This is a genomic window from Phycicoccus mangrovi (assembly GCF_018729305.1).
GTDB classification, from domain to species: domain Bacteria; phylum Actinomycetota; class Actinomycetes; order Actinomycetales; family Dermatophilaceae; genus Phycicoccus; species Phycicoccus jejuensis.
Genome location: NZ_JAHHWP010000011.1, coordinates 294,690 through 312,369 on the forward strand (window position 1 = coordinate 294,690; position 17,680 = coordinate 312,369).

15 protein-coding genes are annotated in these 17,680 nt (G+C 76.7%); 5 read left to right on the top strand and 10 right to left on the bottom strand.

Annotated elements, in window-relative coordinates; translation table 11 throughout:
* The first annotated feature begins 37 nt into the window (after nucleotides 1–37).
* Nucleotides 38–574 carry a YbaK/EbsC family protein gene (locus tag KMZ30_RS10100; RefSeq protein WP_215512799.1) on the top strand — a complete coding sequence of 179 codons (537 nt, stop codon included), beginning with the start codon at nucleotides 38–40 and terminating at the stop codon, nucleotides 572–574.
* Nucleotides 575–580: 6 nt separating this feature from the next.
* Here the strand turns inward: KMZ30_RS10100 and KMZ30_RS10105 are convergent, their stop codons facing one another.
* Together KMZ30_RS10105 and KMZ30_RS10110 are read right to left on the bottom strand one after the other, a co-directional pair.
* Nucleotides 581–1,744, bottom strand: coding sequence for an SIS domain-containing protein (locus KMZ30_RS10105; protein WP_215512800.1), 1,164 nt, complete (start codon nucleotides 1,742–1,744; stop codon nucleotides 581–583).
* Nucleotides 1,745–1,755: 11 nt separating this feature from the next.
* Nucleotides 1,756–1,962, bottom strand: coding sequence for a Trm112 family protein (locus KMZ30_RS10110; RefSeq protein WP_215512801.1), 207 nt, complete (start codon nucleotides 1,960–1,962; stop codon nucleotides 1,756–1,758).
* A gap of 189 nt (nucleotides 1,963–2,151) precedes the next feature.
* Between KMZ30_RS10110 and KMZ30_RS10115 the strand changes: the two genes are divergently transcribed.
* On the top strand, nucleotides 2,152–5,169 hold the full coding sequence (locus KMZ30_RS10115) for an AfsR/SARP family transcriptional regulator (protein ID WP_215512802.1): 3,018 nt from the start codon (nucleotides 2,152–2,154) through the stop codon (nucleotides 5,167–5,169).
* A 24-nt stretch (nucleotides 5,170–5,193) separates the two neighbouring features.
* Here KMZ30_RS10115 and KMZ30_RS10120 read toward each other — a convergent pair whose 3' ends face one another.
* The 5 genes from KMZ30_RS10120 to KMZ30_RS10140 form a co-directional block, all read right to left on the bottom strand.
* A complete protein-coding gene (locus tag KMZ30_RS10120) occupies nucleotides 5,194–6,627 on the bottom strand; it encodes a phosphomannomutase/phosphoglucomutase (RefSeq protein WP_215512803.1) in 1,434 nt (477 codons plus the stop codon).
* A 49-nt stretch (nucleotides 6,628–6,676) separates the two neighbouring features.
* On the bottom strand, nucleotides 6,677–8,311 hold the full coding sequence (locus tag KMZ30_RS10125) for a pilus assembly protein TadG-related protein (RefSeq protein WP_215520009.1): 1,635 nt from the start codon (nucleotides 8,309–8,311) through the stop codon (nucleotides 6,677–6,679).
* Nucleotides 8,311–8,862, bottom strand: coding sequence for a TadE family protein (locus KMZ30_RS10130; RefSeq protein ID WP_308279726.1), 552 nt, complete (start codon nucleotides 8,860–8,862; stop codon nucleotides 8,311–8,313). Before KMZ30_RS10130 ends, KMZ30_RS10125 begins: the two co-directional genes overlap by 1 nt.
* Nucleotides 8,859–9,458 (bottom strand): TadE/TadG family type IV pilus assembly protein, encoded by a 600-nt coding sequence (locus tag KMZ30_RS10135; RefSeq protein WP_215512805.1) that lies wholly within the window; start codon nucleotides 9,456–9,458, stop codon nucleotides 8,859–8,861. The genes KMZ30_RS10130 and KMZ30_RS10135 overlap by 4 nt, the downstream gene beginning before the upstream one ends.
* A gap of 156 nt (nucleotides 9,459–9,614) precedes the next feature.
* On the bottom strand, nucleotides 9,615–9,986 hold the full coding sequence (locus tag KMZ30_RS10140) for a DUF3499 domain-containing protein (RefSeq protein WP_215512806.1): 372 nt from the start codon (nucleotides 9,984–9,986) through the stop codon (nucleotides 9,615–9,617).
* Between the two features lie 59 nt (nucleotides 9,987–10,045).
* Here KMZ30_RS10140 and KMZ30_RS10145 point away from each other — a divergent pair, with 59 nt between their 5' ends.
* The gene (locus KMZ30_RS10145) at nucleotides 10,046–10,462 is read left to right on the top strand and encodes a metallopeptidase family protein (RefSeq protein ID WP_308284319.1); all 417 of its coding nucleotides are present in this window, start codon (nucleotides 10,046–10,048) and stop codon (nucleotides 10,460–10,462) included.
* Nucleotides 10,463–10,477: 15 nt separating this feature from the next.
* Here the strand turns inward: KMZ30_RS10145 and KMZ30_RS10150 are convergent, their stop codons facing one another.
* Genes KMZ30_RS10150 through KMZ30_RS10160 form a run of 3 tightly spaced genes read right to left on the bottom strand, consistent with a single transcriptional unit; the run spans nucleotide 10,478 to nucleotide 15,370 of the window.
* Nucleotides 10,478–11,950 carry a DUF5719 family protein gene (locus tag KMZ30_RS10150; protein WP_215512808.1) on the bottom strand — a complete coding sequence of 491 codons (1,473 nt, stop codon included), beginning with the start codon at nucleotides 11,948–11,950 and terminating at the stop codon, nucleotides 10,478–10,480.
* Complete coding sequence (locus tag KMZ30_RS10155; RefSeq protein ID WP_215512809.1) at nucleotides 11,947–15,036, bottom strand: glycosyltransferase; 3,090 nt, start codon at nucleotides 15,034–15,036, stop codon at nucleotides 11,947–11,949. The genes KMZ30_RS10150 and KMZ30_RS10155 overlap by 4 nt, the downstream gene beginning before the upstream one ends.
* A 58-nt stretch (nucleotides 15,037–15,094) precedes the next feature.
* The gene (locus KMZ30_RS10160; RefSeq protein WP_308279727.1) at nucleotides 15,095–15,370 is read right to left on the bottom strand and encodes a WhiB family transcriptional regulator; all 276 of its coding nucleotides are present in this window, start codon (nucleotides 15,368–15,370) and stop codon (nucleotides 15,095–15,097) included.
* Nucleotides 15,371–15,618: 248 nt separating this feature from the next.
* Between KMZ30_RS10160 and cofD the strand changes: the two genes are divergently transcribed.
* Nucleotides 15,619–16,593, top strand: a complete 975-nt coding sequence (gene cofD, locus KMZ30_RS10165; protein WP_215512810.1) for a 2-phospho-L-lactate transferase — start codon at nucleotides 15,619–15,621, stop codon at nucleotides 16,591–16,593.
* Complete coding sequence (cofE, locus tag KMZ30_RS10170) at nucleotides 16,590–17,645, top strand: coenzyme F420-0:L-glutamate ligase (RefSeq protein WP_215512811.1); 1,056 nt, start codon at nucleotides 16,590–16,592, stop codon at nucleotides 17,643–17,645. The genes cofD and cofE overlap by 4 nt, the downstream gene beginning before the upstream one ends.
* Nucleotides 17,646–17,680: the final 35 nt, after the last annotated feature.

A 17,680-nucleotide genomic window follows, 5' to 3' on the forward strand; every position in this document is an offset into this window, starting at 1 on the left:
GCCGATCCTAGGGACCGACGGGTCGTACGGTCGTCGCATGCCCAGCGCACGTGGAACCCTCGACTGGCGGCCCGCCGCCGACCACCCGGAGCTGCTCGCGCCACCGGTCGCGGCGGCGGTCGCGAGCATCGACGGCGCCCTCGCCGCGGCCATCGACGCCGACCTCGCCGACACCGCGGCGTTCTGCGACGCCTACGACGTCGCGCTCGCCGCGAGCGCCAACTGCGTCGTCGTCGCGGCCCGCCGTGGCGGTGAGACCCGCCACGCGGCGGTGATGGTGCTCGCGACGGACCGCGCCGACGTCAACGGCGTCGTCCGCCGTCACCTCGACGCCCGGAAGATCTCGTTCGCGCCGCAGGAGGACGCCGTGGGCCTGACGGGCATGGAGTTCGGCGGGATCACGCCGGTCGGCCTGCCGGACGGGTGGCCGGTGCTCGTCGACGACGCGGTCGTCGAGGCCGGTGAGGTCGTCATCGGCAGCGGGACCCGCGGCGGCAAGCTGCTCGTCACCGGCGTGGACCTGCTCGCGCTGCCCGGGGCGCAGCGGCTCGCCCTCACCCGTCCCCGGGACTGACGGCCCTCAGGACGTCCGGTCGCGCAGGTCGGTGACGTGCCGCGACACCGACGGGTCGAAGCCCAGCCCGAGCGCGAGGTAGGTGGCCGCGAAGTCGGTGAGCGCGACGAGCGAGGCCAGCCGCTCGAGGGGATGACCGGCCCGCGCCTCCTGCTGCAGGACCACGGCCCCGGCGTCCTCCGCGGACGCCGCGACCGCGTCGGCCAGGCCCGCCGCGCCGGCGGACGGCATGGGGTCACGCAGGACGAGCAGGCCGAGCCGCGGCAGGGCGGGCCCGTCGAGGTAGGGGTCGGCGAAGATGTCGCGCCCGCCGCCCGCTCCCTCGCCGTCGCGCGCCCCGAGGCCGGCCGCGAAGGGACCGTCGAGGGTGGCGACCGCCGCGCTCGCGGCGTCGGGGAGGCGGCCGTGCGTCGCCGGGACGCGCGCCGTGCGCGACAGCATCTGCGCGGCGCGGGAGGCGGCGACCCCGGTGAGGGCCCCGTCGCCGAGGACCACCGGCACGGTGCCGTCGAGCGAGGTCGCGAGCACCTTGGCCGGGTTGACGAAGGCGTCGGACGAGGGCCGGCACTCCTCGGCCACCTCGTCGAGCACCCGTGCGACCCGCTGCAGCGCGTCCTCCGGGGCGTCGGTGAGCCCGAGCCGGTCGGCGGCGACGAGGACGGGCGCGAGCAGCGACCACAGCGCCGTGCGCGACGACGGCGCGGGCAGCGCGACGTCGACGTGGACCCCGCGGGCCCGGGCGGTGACGTCGGCGAGGGGCGACCCCGCCGCGCCGACGGTGAGCAGCGAGGCACCCCGGCGACCGGCCTCGGCGGCGAGCGCCAACGGCCCCCTCGCGCGCCCGGACTGCGAGACGGCGACGACGAGGTCGAGGGGCCCGACCCAGCCCGGCAGCGGTCCGTCGCCACGCACCATCACGGGGACGGGCGAGCCGGGGTCGGCCAGGCAGTCGAGCACCTCGCCGACCACGGCCGAGCCGCCGAGCGCGGCGACGAGCACCGAGCGGGGTCGCTCGCCGCCGGCGACGCGCGCGATGCCCGCCTCCTCGGCGGACACGAGGGACCGCCGCACCTGGGCTCCGGCCTGGGCGAGCGAGCGCAGCGTGTCCCGCGAGTCGAGCGCCGCGAGCGCCTCGACGTCGTCGAGCCGTGCCTCGTCGAGCCAGCCCATGACGGCGTGCCTCAGGCCGGGTGCCGGGCCTCGTCGACGAGGAGCACCGGGACGCCCTCGTCGATGCGGTAGGCGAGACCGCAGGCGCCGTTCGTGCAGACGAGCTCGGGGCCGGCGGGGCCGGTGTCGTCGCGCAGCTCGCCCCGGCAGGCCGGGCAGCGGAGGATCTCGCGCAGCCAGGGCTCGAGGTGGGCGCTGGTGGCGGCCGGCTCGCTCATGGGGTCCTCTCCGGGGGTGTCTGGACGTCGTCGCCGATCCTCCCACACCGGGCCCGCGCCCCGCCCGGCCGCGGTGCGCCGCGGGGCACGGGCGAGCGGCCGTCCCACGGCGTGTCCGCTGTTGTGACCTGCGGGAACGGTCTCTAGGGTCGAGGACGACGCGGAGACGACGCGCGGGGAGGAGGCGACGTGTACCTGGAGATCCTCGGGCGGCTGCGCCTCACGGGGCCGTCGGGCCCGCTGCGCCTCACCGAGCTCGAGGCCGGCCTGCTCGCCCTCGCCGCCCTCCACGACCACGTCGGCGTCGACTCCCTCGGCGAGTGGCTGTGGGACGGCGAGCCGCCGGCGTCGGCCCGCAACCGGGTCCAGGCGCTCGTCTCGGGGATCCGGCGCAAGGCCGAGGGTCTCGAGGTCCTCGTCACCGACGGCCGGGGCTACCGGCTGGCCGACCGCGTCGAGCGTGACCTCGCCGTCTGGGGCGAGCGGCTCGCGGCCGCGCGCCGGGTTCGCGACACCGATCCCCTGACGGCGCTGCGCCACTACGACCGGGCCCTGGGGATCTTCGTGCACGACCCCCTGCTCGGGACCCCGGCGACGGTCGCCGTCGAGGTCGAGCGCAGCCGGCTCCTCCAGGAGCGGCTCGCGGTGCTCGAGGAGCGGCACGCGACCGCGCTGCGCGCCGGGGTGCTCCAGGGGCTCGTGGCCGAGCTCGACGCCCTCTCCGCCCGGCACCCGTACCACGAGGGCTTCACCGCGCTGCTCGTCCAGGCGCTGGCCGCCACCGGCCAGCAGCGGCGAGCCCTCCAGGTCTTCCACGCGGCCCGGGAGCGGCTCGACCGCGAGCTCGGGGTACGGCCCTCGGAGGCCCTCGCCGGGGCGCTCCAGGCGGTGCTCACCGGGTCGCGCCGGGAGGCGGCCCCCGTGCACCCCGCCACGGGCGGGGCCGGGGCGGAGACCGCCGCTCCCCTGCCGGTCCCCCGCACGCTCCCCCGGCGGCCCGACGTCGTCGTCGGCCGGGCCCGGGAGGTCGACGGGATCCTGCGCGCCGCCGAGGGCCTCGAGCACGCGGCGGTCGTCGTGTCCGTCACCGGGCTGCCGGGGACGGGCAAGTCGACCCTCGCCCTCGAGGCCGGCCACGCCCTGCGCGACCGCTTCCCCGGCGGCACGCTCCACCACGACGGCGGCAACCTCCCCGGGGGCACCCCCGTCGGGACCCTCGTCACGACGTTCCTGCCCCTGCTCGGGATGCACCCGGAGGCCGTCCCGTCCTCGACCCGGGCGCAGGTCGGCCTGCTCCGGTCGCTGCTCGACGCCCGGCGGGTCCTCCTCGTGCTCGACAACGTCGCCGCGGATGACGACGCCGCACGGCTGGCGGACCTGCTGCCGGCGGGCGCCGGCTCGATGGCGGTGGTCACCTCGCGCCGCCCCCTGCCGGGGCTCGTGGCCGGGCACCACGTCCGGCTCGGCAGCCTCGACCCCACCGCCTCGCACCGCCTGCTCGAGGAGCTGGTCGGCACGCGCCGGACGGAGGAGGCACCCGAGGCGACCGACGAGGTCATCCGGCTGACCGGGGGGCTCCCCCTCGCCCTCCGGCTCGCGGCCGGCCGGCTCGCGCAGCGGCCCGACCTCGGCCTGGACGACCTGGCGGCCCGGCTGCGCGGGACCGCGTCGTTGACGCACGACCTCGCCGTCGTCCACGAGAGCCTCGAGGGGCTGGTCGGAGGCCTGCTGCCGGCGTCGCGCTCGGCGCTCGAGGCGCTCGCCCACCTGCCCGTCGACGCGTTCAGCGGATGGGTCGTCGGCGGCCTGCTCGACGACCCGGCCGCCGGCGAGGCGGCCCTCGACGCGCTCGTGGAGGCGAGCCTCGTCGAGCCCGTCGTCCGGCAGGACCACGACACCCAGTACCGGCTCCACGACCTCGTCCGCGCCCACGTGCGCCACGCGACCCGGGGCGAGCGCCCGGGCGGCCCCGGGCCGAGCCCGTCCGAGGTCGAGCTGCTGGGCTGGGCGGCGGCGGCCCGGGCCGACGCCTTCCTCACCGACCGCCCCTACCGCCTGCTCCCGGTGCCTCGGCTGCCCGCCGCGGTCGCCCCGCCCTCCCCCGCGCCGGTCGTCCGCCGCCGCTCACGCCGCTTCTTCCGCACCGAGACACCGCTGTTCGTCGCGCTCTCGCGACGCCTCGCGCCCGTCCGGCCGGACCTCGCCTGGCGCCTCCTCGTCCAGACCGCGCTGGGGACGGACGCCTCCAGCGACCTCCACGCGTGGTTCGAGGCCGACCGCGAGGTCCGCGGCGCGCTCGTCGGGGCCGACGACGACAGCCGCCTCGGGGTCGCCCACCTGCTCCTCTGCCGCGCCTGGCTGCTCCAGGACCGGTGGTCGGCCTCGACGCAGGCGCGGGACCTCGCGGAGGCCGCCCGCCGGCGCCTGCACCTGCTCGGGGAGCACGACGCGGCCGCGGCCGCCTCGCTCGTCGCCGCGCTCGCCTCGGTCTCCCTCGGGCACCGGGCCGACGCGGAGCGGGCCGTCCACGCCGCCGAGACCTCGATCGGTCGCGGCGGCGACCCGACGCTGGCGGGCTGGGCCGCCGTCGTCCGCGGGACGCTGCACAACGACTACGACGAGCTCGGCCCCGCCGCCCGCGAGTTCACCCGGGCCCGCCGGGTCCTCGAGGGCTCGCCGCGCACCGTCGCCTACGCGCTCGCGACGCTCGAGCTCTCCCGGGTCCACCGGCGCACCGGGGAGCTCGGCCCCGCGGTGCTCCTCATCGACGAGGCGCTCGACCTGCTCGCGAGCATCGAGGCCGTCCACATGTACTCGTACGCGCTCGACGCCCGCGCCGAGGTGGCGCTCGCGAGCGGCCGCCCGCAGGAGGCGCTCGACGACGCGCAGACCGCGCTGGACCGGGCGCTGACCTCGCACGACGCCTTCCTCGCAGCGCGCTCGCGCCGCACCCGGGCCCGGGCACGCCTCGCCCTCGGCGACCTCGCCGGCGCGGAGTCCGACCTGCGCACCGTCGTCGAGGAGTTCACGGCGCTCGAGCGACCGCTCAGCGTGGCGTTCGCCTACCAGGTGCTCGCCGAGGTGCTCGACGGCACCGGGGACCGGGTCGGGGCCGGCGAGGCGCTGCGGCTCGAGGAGCAGGCCATCAGGCGGGCCACGCAGGCCCGGGTCGTGGCGCGCCGCCGGAGCAGCCCCGGCCCCGCCTGAGCCGGTCGCGCCGGCCCCGCACCGTCAGCCGGCGCGGACCACCGCGAGCACGGCGTCCCGGACCCGCGCCATCGTCGTGGGGTCCGCCGCCTCGACGTTGAGCCGCAGCAGCGGCTCGGTGTTCGACGCCCGGAGGTTGAGCCACCACATCGGGTCGGCGTCGCCCCCGCGATGGGTCAGCGTCAGCCCGTCGAGCCGGTCGACCTCGACGCCCTCGGCCTCGCCCCACGCGAGCACCCGCTCGGTGGCCGCCGCGGCATCGTCGACGGTCGAGTTGACCTCTCCCGACGCGCTGTAGCGCGACAGGTCGGCCATGAGCACGCTGAGCGGCTGGTCCTGCTCCCCCAGGGCTGCCAGCGTGTGCATCGCGGCCAGCATCCCGGTGTCGGCGAACCAGAAGTCGCGGAAGTAGTAGTGGGCGCTGTGCTCGCCGCCGAAGACGGCACCGTGCCGCGCCATCTCGGCCTTGATGAACGAGTGGCCGACGCGGGTGCGGACGGCCCGGGCCCCGGTGGCCGCGATGACCTCGGGCACCTGGGCCGAGGTGATGACGTTGTGCACGACCGCGACGTCGGCCGCGTCGGCACCCTCGGCGACGGCGCGGGCCACCTCGCGGCGGGCGATGAGGGCGGTGATCGCGCTGGGGCTCACCGGCTCTCCTCGCTCGTCGACGACGAAGCAGCGGTCGGCGTCGCCGTCGAACGCGAGCCCGAGGTCGGCGCCGTGCGCCACGACGGCGGCCTGCAGGTCGCGCAGGTTCTCGGGCTCGAGGGGGTTCGCCTCGTGGTTCGGGAAGGTCCCGTCGAGCTCGAAGTACAGCGGCTCGACCTCGACCGGCAGGGCCGGGAGGCCCGCCTGCGTGCCCAGCACGGCGGGCACGGTGAACCCGCCCATCCCGTTGCCGGCGTCGACGACGACGCTCAGCGGCCGGATGCCCGAGAGGTCGACGAGCCCGCGCAGGAAGCCGGCGTAGTCGGCGAGGACGTCGCGCTCGGTCAGCGTGCCCTGCGGCCCGTCGGGGTCCGCGACCTCCCCGGCGAGGATGCGCTCGGCCAGCACCCGGACGTCGGCGAGCCCGGAGTCCTGCCCGACGGGACGAGCACCGCTGCGGCACAGCTTGATGCCGTTGTAGCGCGCCGGGTTGTGGCTGGCGGTGAACATGGCCCCCGGCCGGTCGAGAGCCCCGCTCGCGTAGTAGAGGCCGTCGGTGCTGCAGAGCCCGATGAGGACGACGTCGCGCCCCCGGCTGCGGACTCCCTCGGCGAAGGCGGTGACGAGCGCGGGGCCGCTGTCGCGCATGTCGTGACCGACGACGCAGGCCGGCGCGTCGTCCGCGGCGAGGACGACCTCGGCGAAGGCGGCCCCGAGGGCGCGCGCGACCTCCGGGTCGAGCTGGTCGGGGACGGTTCCGCGCACGTCGTAGGCCTTGACGAGGTCGCTCAGGGATCGCGTGGTCACGGCGCCCGAGCCTACGCGAGCGCTCCCCTCCGGGTGGCCGGGGCCGGTGTCACTCGACGAGGCGGATGGGGTCGCCGTCGAGGGACGCGCTCCACGACGTCGTGTCGGCGGGCTGCGAACCGGCTCCGTAGTCGAACTCGAGGCGCACCCAGCACCCGCTCGGCGAGGAGTCGTTGCACGAGTAGGTCGACGGGATCGGGACGGTGATCGTCTGCCACCGCCCGTTGTAGATGCTGCTCACCGCGATGGTGCAGTCGACGAGGTTGCCGTTGGTGATGCCCTTGCCCCTGCAGCCGCTGAAGGTGCTACCGGTCTCGGTCGGCGGCACGACCTTGACGGTGCTCGGGGGTACGGCGCCGTCGCCGATGTCGAAGAGGTTGACGTTGAAGAACTGCCCGCTCGAGTTGCTCGGCACGCGGGCGAGGAAGAACTTCGTGGTGACGCTCGGGATGTTGGCGTAGAGGACCATCTGCGAGTAGCCGGCGACGGCGATCCTGTCCTTGTCGGAGCTCCCGGCGCCGTAGGCCCGCAGGGAGAACCGGTTGTGGCCGCTCTGGTTGTCGGCGCCGAGCCCGTTGGTGTGCACCTGGATCGAGTACGTGCCGGGCGCGACGTTCCCCGGGATGGTGCAGATCGTGACCCACCGGCGGAAGGTCTCCGCGATCTCCGGGCTGGCGAGGTTCTGCGCCGAGTTCTTCTTCAGGGCCAGGGAGAGGTCCTCGTTGTAGCCCCCGAAGGTGCGCGGCTTGCAGGTCGAGGTGTTGAGGGTCGGCCAGGCCGTCGGCTCCCAGGGGTTGCCGGCGGGCCCCTTGACGACGAACTCGGTCCTGGGCTTGGCCCCGGTGGTGAACGGCTGGTCACCGGTGCACCAGGGGGAGGTGTTGCCCTTCGCGTACCGCTGCGCGGGGTTGCTGACGTAGGTGTCCGCCGGCGCCAGGGCCGCGGCCTGCGGCAGCTTCGCCGACGACAGGTCGCAGTAGTCGCCGACGGCGACGAAGGCCGGGTCGAACGCCTCGATCGTCAGGTTGGTGACCGGCTGGCGGACGGTGACGGTGAAGACGTGCCCGTTCTGCTCGTAGTCGGCGTTGTCGCCGTTGGTGCACCCGTCCGAGGTCGCGGACGTGCAGTAGTCGTTCTGGAAGGCGTCGCCGCTCTGTTTGTTGGCGGGGATGGTGCCGACGTTGGCCCAGAAGGCCCCTGTGCCGTTGCAGTTGCTGCTGCCGGTCGAGCCGATCTCCGGGTCGTCCCCGAAGTGGTTGCAGGGGCTGCCGAGCGGCACCGGCCCGGCGAACTCGGCGGTCGCGTGGCGCGAGACCTTCGTCGTCCCCAGCCCGAGGAACCCGCCGAAGAAGTTCGTGACGGTCGAGTCGACGTCGACCCGCAGGCGCGTCGAGCCACCGGCCAGCGAGGGCGCGACGACGGCCTGGTTCGCACCGTTGGTGAAGCCGTTCGTGGCGGCGTAGCGCTGGGCCTCCGCGTAGGCGCCGAACCGGTCGTCCGGCAGCTTCGTGACGCCCGCGAGCGCCGCGGCGTCGGCGGCCCGCTGGGCGCGCTGGCCCTCGAGGTACCAGTGCCCGACGTCGACGGCGAACGCCGAGAACCCGAGCAGGACCATGAGCAGCAGCCCGGAGACCACGGCGACGTAGCCCCGCTCGTCGCGCTGACGGAGCAGCGGCCGGGACATCACGCGCACCCCTGCGTCTGGGGCATGGGCTCGAAGCGCAGCACGGCCGACTCCTGGATGGTGATCGAGCTGAAGACGAACTTCGTGAACGCGTTGTGCCGCGTCTTGAGGTAGACCCCGATGCGGTCGGGCGGGCTGTACGAGCAGGCCTTCTGGTCGATGGCCTTCCAGTTCGAGTACGTCGGGGCGAAGCGGGTGCCGTTCCACGAGAACTTCACGCAGGTCGTGCAGCTGGCGAAGCTGCTCGTCCCCGTGGGGTACTGGTCGGTGAGGTTGGCCTTGTAGACCCACAGCTCCTGGACCTGGCCGCGGTTGAACGCGGTGCCCTCGGTGGCGACGCTGTCGGCGGCGTCCTGCGCGTAGGTGCTGATCCGCGGCTCGGCCGAGGCGGTACGCACCCCGGCACGCACGGCGTCGGCGACGGACAGGTAGTCCTTGAAGAACATCCCGAACTCGATGATGCCGACCACGAGCAGGAGGAACATCGGCAGGACGAGGGCCGCCTCGACCGCCACCGCGCCGCGCTCCCTGCGCGGCCGCCGGCGGGTCACGCCCCCGTCCCGATGCAGGGCTGCGTCGACGGGATCTGCTCCAGGCGCATGACGACGTCCTCGGTGATGAGGGCGTTGTTGGTGAACATCACCGCGGCCTTGTGCTGGTAGACGACCCGCACGCCGACGCTGTCGACGGCGATGAGCGAGCCGGTGCACGCGTTGCGCGTCGGCCAGGTGCCCGTCCCGGCACTCGGGGTGCCGGGGGCCGTGAGGGTGAACTTGACGCAGTTGACGGCGCACGTGGACGGGACCGACAGCGCGGACGTCGTGCCGACGTTGGCCTTGTAGACCCAGATCTCCTTGACGTCCTGCCAGCGCAGGTCGGTCAGACCCGAGGCGGCCTGGGTGGCGGCGGCCCGGGTGAAGGGGGAGGCGAGGGGGTCGGCGGACGCCATCCGTGCCCCGGCGCGGGCCGCCGTCGAGACGGAGTAGCTGTCCTTGAAGTACATCGAGAGGTCGATGACCCCGGCGAGGATGGCGAAGAGGAAGAGGAAGACGATGGCGGCCTCGAGGGCCACCGCACCGCGCTCGTCCCGGGCGTCGGGGCCCGGTCCGGGGCAGCCTCGAGCGAGGCGGAGGCGCGGGCGTGCCACAGAGGGCCCCTTTCCCTGCGAGCGGTGTGGGCGCTGCCGACGCTAGGCGCGCCGGGCGGCGACCGGAACGGCTCCCGGCACGGGAGGGGCCGAACGGCCGAGGAGATCGGACCGGCCGGGTGAGGACGCGGCGCGCTCCGGCACGCCGGAGCGCGCTCAGGCTTCCGCGTTGCCCCGGAGCATGCGCAGGTGACCGCGACGGGCCACCTCGCCGGCGACCGGGGCGTCCGGCGCCGTGGGAGTCGCGGCGGGCCGCGCGCGACCGGCCTCGCGCACCGCGTCGGCGAGGGCGAGCAGGTCGTCCGACGACGGCTCGGGGTCGGGGTACTCCGTCGCCAGGCGCAGCACCTCCCAGCCCCGCGGGGCGGTGAGGCGGGTCGCGTGCTCGGCGCACAGGTCGTAGGTGTGCGGCTCGGCGTAGGTGGCGAGCGGGCCGAGGACCGCGGCACGGTCGGAGTAGGCGTAGGTGAGCGTCGCGACCGCCGGCTGGCGACAGCCGGTCTTCGTGCACTTCCGCGACAGGTTCACACCGAGACTCTAACCGGGGCTGCCACCCGCCCGCGGAGGCACGCCGTAGCATCGACGCCGTGAGCCCACGCCGCCGCGACCGCCACGGGAGGGGACCTCGAGGCCCCCTCGCCTGGCCGACCGTCCCCGTGATGGCCAGCCGCCGCGAGCGCTTCGACGACCTCGTCCTCGACGCCGCGGACCGGCTGCGACCCCATCTGGGGAACCGGTACGCGGGAACGGAGTTCGCGGTGCAGGAGGTCCCCCCGACCGACCCCGCACCGTGGGACGAGCAGGTCGCCCCGCTCGGTCGGCTGCTGCGGGCCACCGCCGCGCGCACCGACCGCGTCGTCGTCTACCGGCGCCCCGTCGAGGCCCGCGCCCACGACGACCTCGACCTCGCCGACATCGTGCGAGAGGTCGTCACCGAGCAGGTCGCCGCCCTGCTCGGCGTCCCGGCGCACGAGCTCGACCCGGAGGTCGACCCGGACGTCTGAGCGTCGAGCCGGTCCTCAGGGCAGCGGGAAGGCGCGGCTGACCGGCGAGGTGACCGCCGTCGGCGCGAGCGGCACCTCGGAGAGGAGCTGCTGCGCCCCGGAGCCCGAGGTGGACACGACGCCGCCGCGCAGCGCGCCCGACCCGTCCGTGCGCTCGACCCAGACCGACTCGGCCCCGGCGAGATCGACGTCGGCCGAGCGGTCGGACAGCAGCGAGACCGTGCGGGTCCGCGCCTCGCCGCCGACGACGACGGTCACCTCGGCCGTGCTCGCCCCGCCCGTGCTCACGAGGTGCAGGGTGCGGCCCACGCCCGGCGTCGGCGGCAGCGCCAGGCCGGCGACCTCGTCGACGACCGGGCCGGACACCGCCCAGCCGATGTCGCCCGCGCCCTTCGGGTCGCCGACCCGGCTCATCACGCCCGCCACGACGGGGACGTCCGCGCGGACGACGACGGCGTAGGTGCCCGCCGGCACCGACGGCAGCGGCAGCTCGGCCACACCCTCGGCGCCCACGGTGAGGACGGTGTCGGCGGTCGTCGTCACGGGTCCGTCGCGTCCGAGGAGGGTCACGCTCGCGACCGCCTCGTCGCCGCCCGGGGCGACGACGCGCAGGGTCGCCCGGTCCCCGAGCAGCGCCGCGGGCACGACCTGCACGGTCGCGGGATCGGCCGCCGGGACGGTGGTCTCGGCGCCGAGGGGCGTCGTGCCGTCGACCCACGTGTCGGAGAGGAAGGCGGTGAGGCCGCCGCCGTCGGCGGCGACGTGCACCGCGGGGGTCTTCTCGTCCGCCGCGACCGCGTCGAGCAGGAGCGTCGTCCGCCCGCCGGGCGGCACCGTCTCGGTCCGGGCGGGGCCGACCGGCCCGTCGGCGCCGTGGACGGTGACGTCGGCGGTCACGGGGTTGCCCCCCGGGTTGGCGAGGACGAGCCGCTCGAGGCGTCCGGGGCCGTCGCCGCCGCCGAGCAGCCACAGGTCCGTCGCGGCGCTCCGGCACGGGGTGGTCACGAGGCCCCGCAGGTCGGCCGACCCGCTCGACCACTCCTGGGTCGCGGCGACCGCCGGGGCGAGGGCGCCCTGCGCCCGCAGGGCGACCGGTCCCGTCCGGGGCAGGTCGCCGGTGCCCGTCGCGGGGCGGGCGGACAGGGTGACCAGCGGGACCGACCCCGCGCTCGCACGGGCGTTCCCGGAGCCGGTCGCCGGCACCGGGAGGAGGTCGGCCGGGCCGGCGACCGCGGTGACCCGACCACCGGTGCGGACGTCGTCGACCCCGGCGACGCCGGTCAGCTCGGGGCCGGGGCACATCGCGTCGGTGCTCGTGGCGAGGCTCGTCGGGGCGACCGGCGCCTCGGTGACCCCCGTCGCCGCGGCGAGGTCGAGCGTGTCCGGTCGGGCGGTGGCCGCCCAGACGGCGCCGGTCGCGACGCCGGCGGCGAGGAGGACGCGCGCGACGCCCGGGAGAGCGGGGCGCACGACGGACAGGCGGCTCATCGCTCCGCCACCCGGCTCTCGCGGCGGCCGAAGGGCACGGCGAGGAAGGCGAGCACGGCGACCGCGAGCAGCTGCCCGAGGTGCCACCAGCGCTGGGGGTCGGTGAGGGTGATGGTCAGCTCCCCCCGGCCGGTCGGCAGGGCGTAGGTGGGTGTCGGCTCGCCGTCGACGGCGCCGAGGACGCGACCGTCGACCTCGACGACCGCGTGCTCGGCCCATCCGGCCGGCTCGGCGACGACGAGGCGGCTGCCCTTCGGGGCGTCGAGCGTCGTCACGGTCGCCCCGTGGGCGCCCGTGGTGACGACGAGGCGGACGTCGTCGGGGGTCTCCATCCGCAGCCGCGGCGGGGCGACGAGGGCCTCGGAGTCGGCCCCGGAGGGGCTGAGCCGCCACAGCTCCCAGCCCGCCCGCGGCGAGATCCGCTGCAGGCCGTCGGTGGCGTCGAGGCGGCGCACGACCTCCGGGACCTGCTCGCCCCGGACGGCGAGGAGGTCGGCCGCGGTGTCGCGAACGAGGGCCTCGCTGCCGGGGACGGCCCCGAGGAGGGCGGTGACGTCGCCGGCGACGGCGGCGTCGGCGGAGGAGGGGACGGGCAGGCCGCGCACGAGCGTGGCGTCCTCCCGACCGACGAAGCGGTAGCCGGCTCCGCGGTCCCCCGGGACGACGAAGAGCGACCGGGTCGCGAACGCTCCCTCGGACTGGTCGACGGCCACCGCGGGACGCGGGTCGCTCCACGGCGCGAGGAGCCGCCCGAGGCCACCGACGACGACCCCGCCGGCGAGCACCGCGACGGTCGCCACGCCCGCGCCGAGGACGGTCCAGGACCCGACGCGGCGGGCCCCGCGCAGGCCGCGCAGGGGCAGGCCGTCGAGGCCGCGGACGAGCGCGAGGACGAGGACGAGCACGAGGGGCAGCAGCAGCGTCCCGGCCCACGGCGTGATGGGCTGGCCGGCGGCCGGCAGGCCGGCGGGCACGGTCCCCAGCCGGACGCGCGGCGCGGCGAGCGCCGCGGCGAGCAGGAGCGGGACGAGCAGCGCGAGCGTCGTGGCGCCGCCCCGGCGGCGGCGTCCGGCCCCGAGCGCGAGCACCGCGACCGCGACGAAGGGAGCGGCCGTCCACCACAGGGGTGCGCCGGCGCCACCGGCGTCGAGGAGGGCGGTGCGCCACGCGGGCAGCGGCTCGCCGCCCCACGCCGCGAGGCCGGAGCCCGCGACGACGGCCGGCCACGACACCGCGCCGGCCTGCGCCAGCCACGGCGCGAGCACCGCGGAGGGGACGAGGGCCGTGACGAGGGAGGCGGTGCGCGACCCCCGGCGCACGAGCGCGAGGACGAGCGCGACGAGCACCCCGAGCGCGGCGAGCACGGGTGCGAAGGCGCCGAGGACGACGAGCGCGAGCGCCGTCGCGAAGGCGCTCGTGGCGGTGGCGCGCCGCGCGCCGAGCAGGGCGAGCCCGCCGGCGACCGCCGGGAGGAGGACGAGGGCGACCGCCGCGCCGAGCCGGCCCTGGGCCACGCCCGCCGCGGCCGGACCCGACGTGGCCCAGGCGAGCGCGCCGAGGGTCCGCAGCCAGCGCCGGGAGGTGACCGGGCGCAGCATCAGGTAGGCGGACAGGGCCCCGAGGGGCATCGCGAGGAGCAGGACGAGACCGACGACGAGCCCGGCCGGCGAGGCGGGGACGGGGACCATCGGCAGGTGCGCGACGAGCCACGCGGGCCCCGCGAGGAGCGCCGCGGCCGGGCCGGCCAGGTCGGGGCCGCCGAGGCCGCTGCCGCTCCAGCCGTCGCGCCACGCGTGCCACAGGCCGGCGGCGCTCGCGCGGGCGCCGACGAGCTCCCCGCCGGCGAGGCCGGAGCCGAGGCCGGTGACGACACCGAGGCCGAGGGTGCGGCCGGCCGCGACCGTGACGGCGAGCGCCGCGAGGACGGCGACGATCGCGGGGTGGCGGACGACGCGGACGAGCCACGAGCGGGGGTTGAGGTCGGCCGCCGCGTCGCCGATCGGTGCCTGCGGGGGCAGGAGCGCGTGGTGCACGCTGTCGCCCCACGAGGTGAGGACGGCCCGGCGCGGCTCGAAGACCGCCGTGAGGTCACGGCGCCGCACGGCCGCGCGGTGGCGGGTGCGCCACTTCGAGCGCAGGCCGCGCACCGGGTCGAGGGAGGTGAGGGCCCCGAGCTCGGCCCACGCGCTGCGCGGACGCTTGAGGAGGAGCAGCCCGAGCGCCGCGACGACGGAGGTGAGGGCCACCCAGACGACGAGGACCGGCGACCACCACCAGGGCGCGCGGGCCAGCGCCACGCGGCGCGCGGCCCGGCGCCGCGCCGCGGTGGAGGCGGTGGCGACGGCGACACCCGGGGCGGAGCGCATCCGGGAGGAGGGGACGACGACGACGCGGCGCCCGCTCAGCTGGGCGCGCCAGCCGAGGTCGAGGTCGGCCCCGACGTCGCCGAAGGAGGTCTCCCACCCGCGCAGGTCGACGAGGAGGGCCCGCTCGACGAGGGAGCCGGCGAACGGGACCGCGAGGACGTCGCTCGTCGTGTCGTACTGGCCCTGGTCGGGCTCGCCGGGCAGCGGGCGCGCCAGCAGCCGCCCGCCGCGGGTCGTGCGGATGGACAGGGCGCGCAGGCGGTGCGGCGCCTCGGCGTCGACGTGCTTGGGCCCGACGATGCCGGTGGACGGCGAGCGGCGCCAGGCGTCGACGAGGCGGACGAGGGCGGCCGGCTCCGGCGTGGACCCCACCGGCAGCAGCCACAGCAGGTGGGAGTGGTCGCCGAGCGTGTCGAGCACGGCCCGGTGCACGGCCCGACGGACCGGCGCCCGGCCGTCCGCCGCGACGACGCGCACGGCGACGTCGTGGCGCCCGCGCAGCTTCTCGACGAGCGAGGAGACGGTGACGTCGCCGACGCCGTCCGGGTCGGGGACGGCCGCGCCACCGGTGCGGTCGACGACGAGGAGGTCGTCCGGACGCTGGGTCTGCGCGAGGACGGCGTCGAGGAGGCGGGCGAGACCGGAGGGGTCCCGGTGGGTCACGACGACGGCCGTGACGACGGGGCGCACCGCGCCGGCGGCGGCCGGGGCGGTGTCCACGGGACGGGGTGGGGCGAGCGTCATCCGAGCGGGGCCTGCGACGAGGGGAGACCCCTCGTCAGACGGCGCGCTTCTTCAGCTTGCGGCGCTCGCGCTCGGACAGCCCGCCCCAGATGCCGAAGCGCTCGTCGTTGCCGAGCGCGTACTCGAGGCACTCGGAGCGCACCTCGCACGAGACACAGACCTTCTTGGCCTCGCGGGTGGAGCCGCCCTTCTCGGGGAAGAACGCCTCGGGGTCGGTCTGGGCGCAGAGCGACCGCTCCTGCCAGGACAGGGCCCCCTCCTCCGGCTCCGGTGAGCCGAGCATCCCCTCGACCAGAAAGAGCTCGTGCATGATGCTTCCTCCTCGACCTCGACCCGTGCACCCCGGCCGGTCACCCCGGAGTACATGCATGGAATTACACGCGTGTCATGCCACGCACGTCAAGCCAAACGGTGTTATCGAGTGGATTTCCCGCGATCCGCTGCCTGTGGTACGGGAGTGACGACGTGACGCCCGCGGGACGACCGCGCCCGCCCGAGGGCACGACCGGACGTGGTCCGCCGCCGATCCGGCGGCGCCGGGCTGAGAGACTGGCGCCCATGCGCATCACGGCTCTCGCCGGTGGCGTCGGCGGGGCCCGGTTCGTCCGGGGCCTGCGGCACCACCTCGACACCACCCCCGGCCTCGAGGACACCGAGGTCACCGTCGTCGCCAACACCGGGGACGACATCACCCTCTTCGGGCTGCGGGTCTCCCCCGACGTCGACACCCTCCTCTACACGCTCGGCGGCGGCATCGACGAGGCGCAGGGATGGGGCCGGGCCGACGAGAGCCACCGCGTCCAGTCCGAGCTCGCCGCCTACGGCGCGCAGCCACAGTGGTTCGCGCTCGGCGACCGCGACTTCGGGACGCACGTCGTCCGCTCGCAGTGGCTCGGCCAGGGCCTGAGCCTGTCCGAGGTCACCGCGCGCCTCGCCACCCGCTGGGGCCTGCCCGAGCAGCGCATCACGCTCCTGCCGATGACCGACACCCCGGTGGAGACGCACGTCGTCGTCGACGACGGTGCCGGGGAGCGCGCGATCCACTTCCAGGAGTGGTGGGTCCGCCACCAGGCGTCGGTGCCGGCGCGCCGCTTCGTCGTCGCGGGGCTGGACCGCGCCGCGGCCGCACCGGGGGTCCTCGACGCCATCCGGCAGGCCGACGTCGTGCTCCTGCCACCGAGCAACCCCGTGGTGTCCATCGGGATCGTCCTCGGCGTGCCCGGTGTGCGGGACGCCCTGCGCGGCACCACCGCCCCCGTCGTCGGCGTCTCGCCGCTGATCTCGGGGCGCCCGGTGCGCGGGCACGCCGACGCGTGCCTCGAGACCATCGGCGTCCCGGCCACCGCCGCGGCCGTCGGCGGCCTCTACGAGGACTTCCTCGACGCCTGGCTCGTGGACCCCGCCGACGCCGACACCACGCTGGCGCGCGCGCGGGTCGAGGTCTTCGACGGACCCCTCCTCATGTCCGACGTCGACGCGACGGCGCGCATCGCGGCGCACGCGCTGCGGCTCGCCTCCTCGGTCACGGCGTGAGCGACGGGGCCGTCGAGGTCCACCCGCTCGCCGGGCTGCCCGAGGTCCGGGCGGGTGACGACCTCGCCTCGCTGTTGCTGGCGGCGCTCGCGGCGTCCGGTCTGGCGCTGGCGGACGGCGACTGCCTCGTCGTCTCGAGCAAGGTCGTCTCCAAGGCCGCCGGTCTCACGTGGCCCGGTGAGCGGACGGACGCCGTCGCCGCGCACACCCGGCGGGTGGTCGCCGAGCGGGCCGGGGCCACCGGGGTGACCCGGGTCGTCGAGGCCGTGGCCGGGCCGGTCATGGCGGCGGCCGGGGTCGACGCCTCGAACACCGGCCCGACCGGCGCGGTCCTGCTGCTCCCGGAGCGCCCGGACGCGGAGGCGGCCCGCCTGCGCGACGCGCTGCTCGCGGCGACCGGTGAGAGCCTCCCCCAGCGCTCCCTGGGGATCGTGCTGTCCGACACCGCCGGCCGTCCGTGGCGCGCCGGCCAGACCGACTTCGCGCTCGGCGCGGCCGGGCTCGCCGTCCTCGACGACCTGCGCGGCGGGGTCGACCACGACGGCCGACCGCTCGCCGTCACCGCCCGCGCCGTGGCCGACGAGGTCGCCGCGGCCGCCGACCTCGTCAAGGGCAAGGCCGACGGCGTGCCCGCGGCGCTCGTGCGGGGCCTGCCGGCGTCGTGGTTCGCTGCGTCCGCCGACGGCGCCGCCGCGCTCGTCCGCACCGGCCCCGGCGACTGGTTCGCCCTCGGCCACGTCGAGGCCGTGCGGGCCGCGCTGGGGGTCGCCCCCGGGTCGCGGGAGTCGACGGACGTCGGCCTGCGGTCCGTCGCACCGGAGCCGCTCGCCGACCGGGTGGGCCGCGTCGTGGCGCTCGCGCTCGTCGACGTCGAGGACGGCTCGGCCGACGTCGACGTGACCGGCGAGGACGCCGAGCTCGTCCTCGCGGCCCCCGACCCCTACGACCTCGGGCGGCTGGTCACCCGCGCGCAGGTCGCCGCGGCGAGCGAGGACCTGCACGCCGAGGTCGTCGCCCGCGGCCCGGCCTCGACCACCCTGCGCCTGACCTGACGCACCCCCGGGCGCCCGCGTCGACCGGAGACGCC

Coding starts and splice junctions, on each gene's coding strand:
- KMZ30_RS10160 (WP_308279727.1), bottom strand. CDS start 15,370: ATGCACGAGCTCTTTCTGGTCGAGGGGATGCTCGGCTCACCGGAGCCG.
- cofD (WP_215512810.1), top strand. CDS start 15,619: ATGCGCATCACGGCTCTCGCCGGTGGCGTCGGCGGGGCCCGGTTCGTC.
- KMZ30_RS10105 (WP_215512800.1), bottom strand. CDS start 1,744: ATGGGCTGGCTCGACGAGGCACGGCTCGACGACGTCGAGGCGCTCGCG.
- KMZ30_RS10100 (WP_215512799.1), top strand. CDS start 38: ATGCCCAGCGCACGTGGAACCCTCGACTGGCGGCCCGCCGCCGACCAC.
- KMZ30_RS10125 (WP_215520009.1), bottom strand. CDS start 8,311: ATGTCCCGGCCGCTGCTCCGTCAGCGCGACGAGCGGGGCTACGTCGCC.
- KMZ30_RS10110 (WP_215512801.1), bottom strand. CDS start 1,962: ATGAGCGAGCCGGCCGCCACCAGCGCCCACCTCGAGCCCTGGCTGCGC.
- KMZ30_RS10150 (WP_215512808.1), bottom strand. CDS start 11,950: ATGAGCCGCCTGTCCGTCGTGCGCCCCGCTCTCCCGGGCGTCGCGCGC.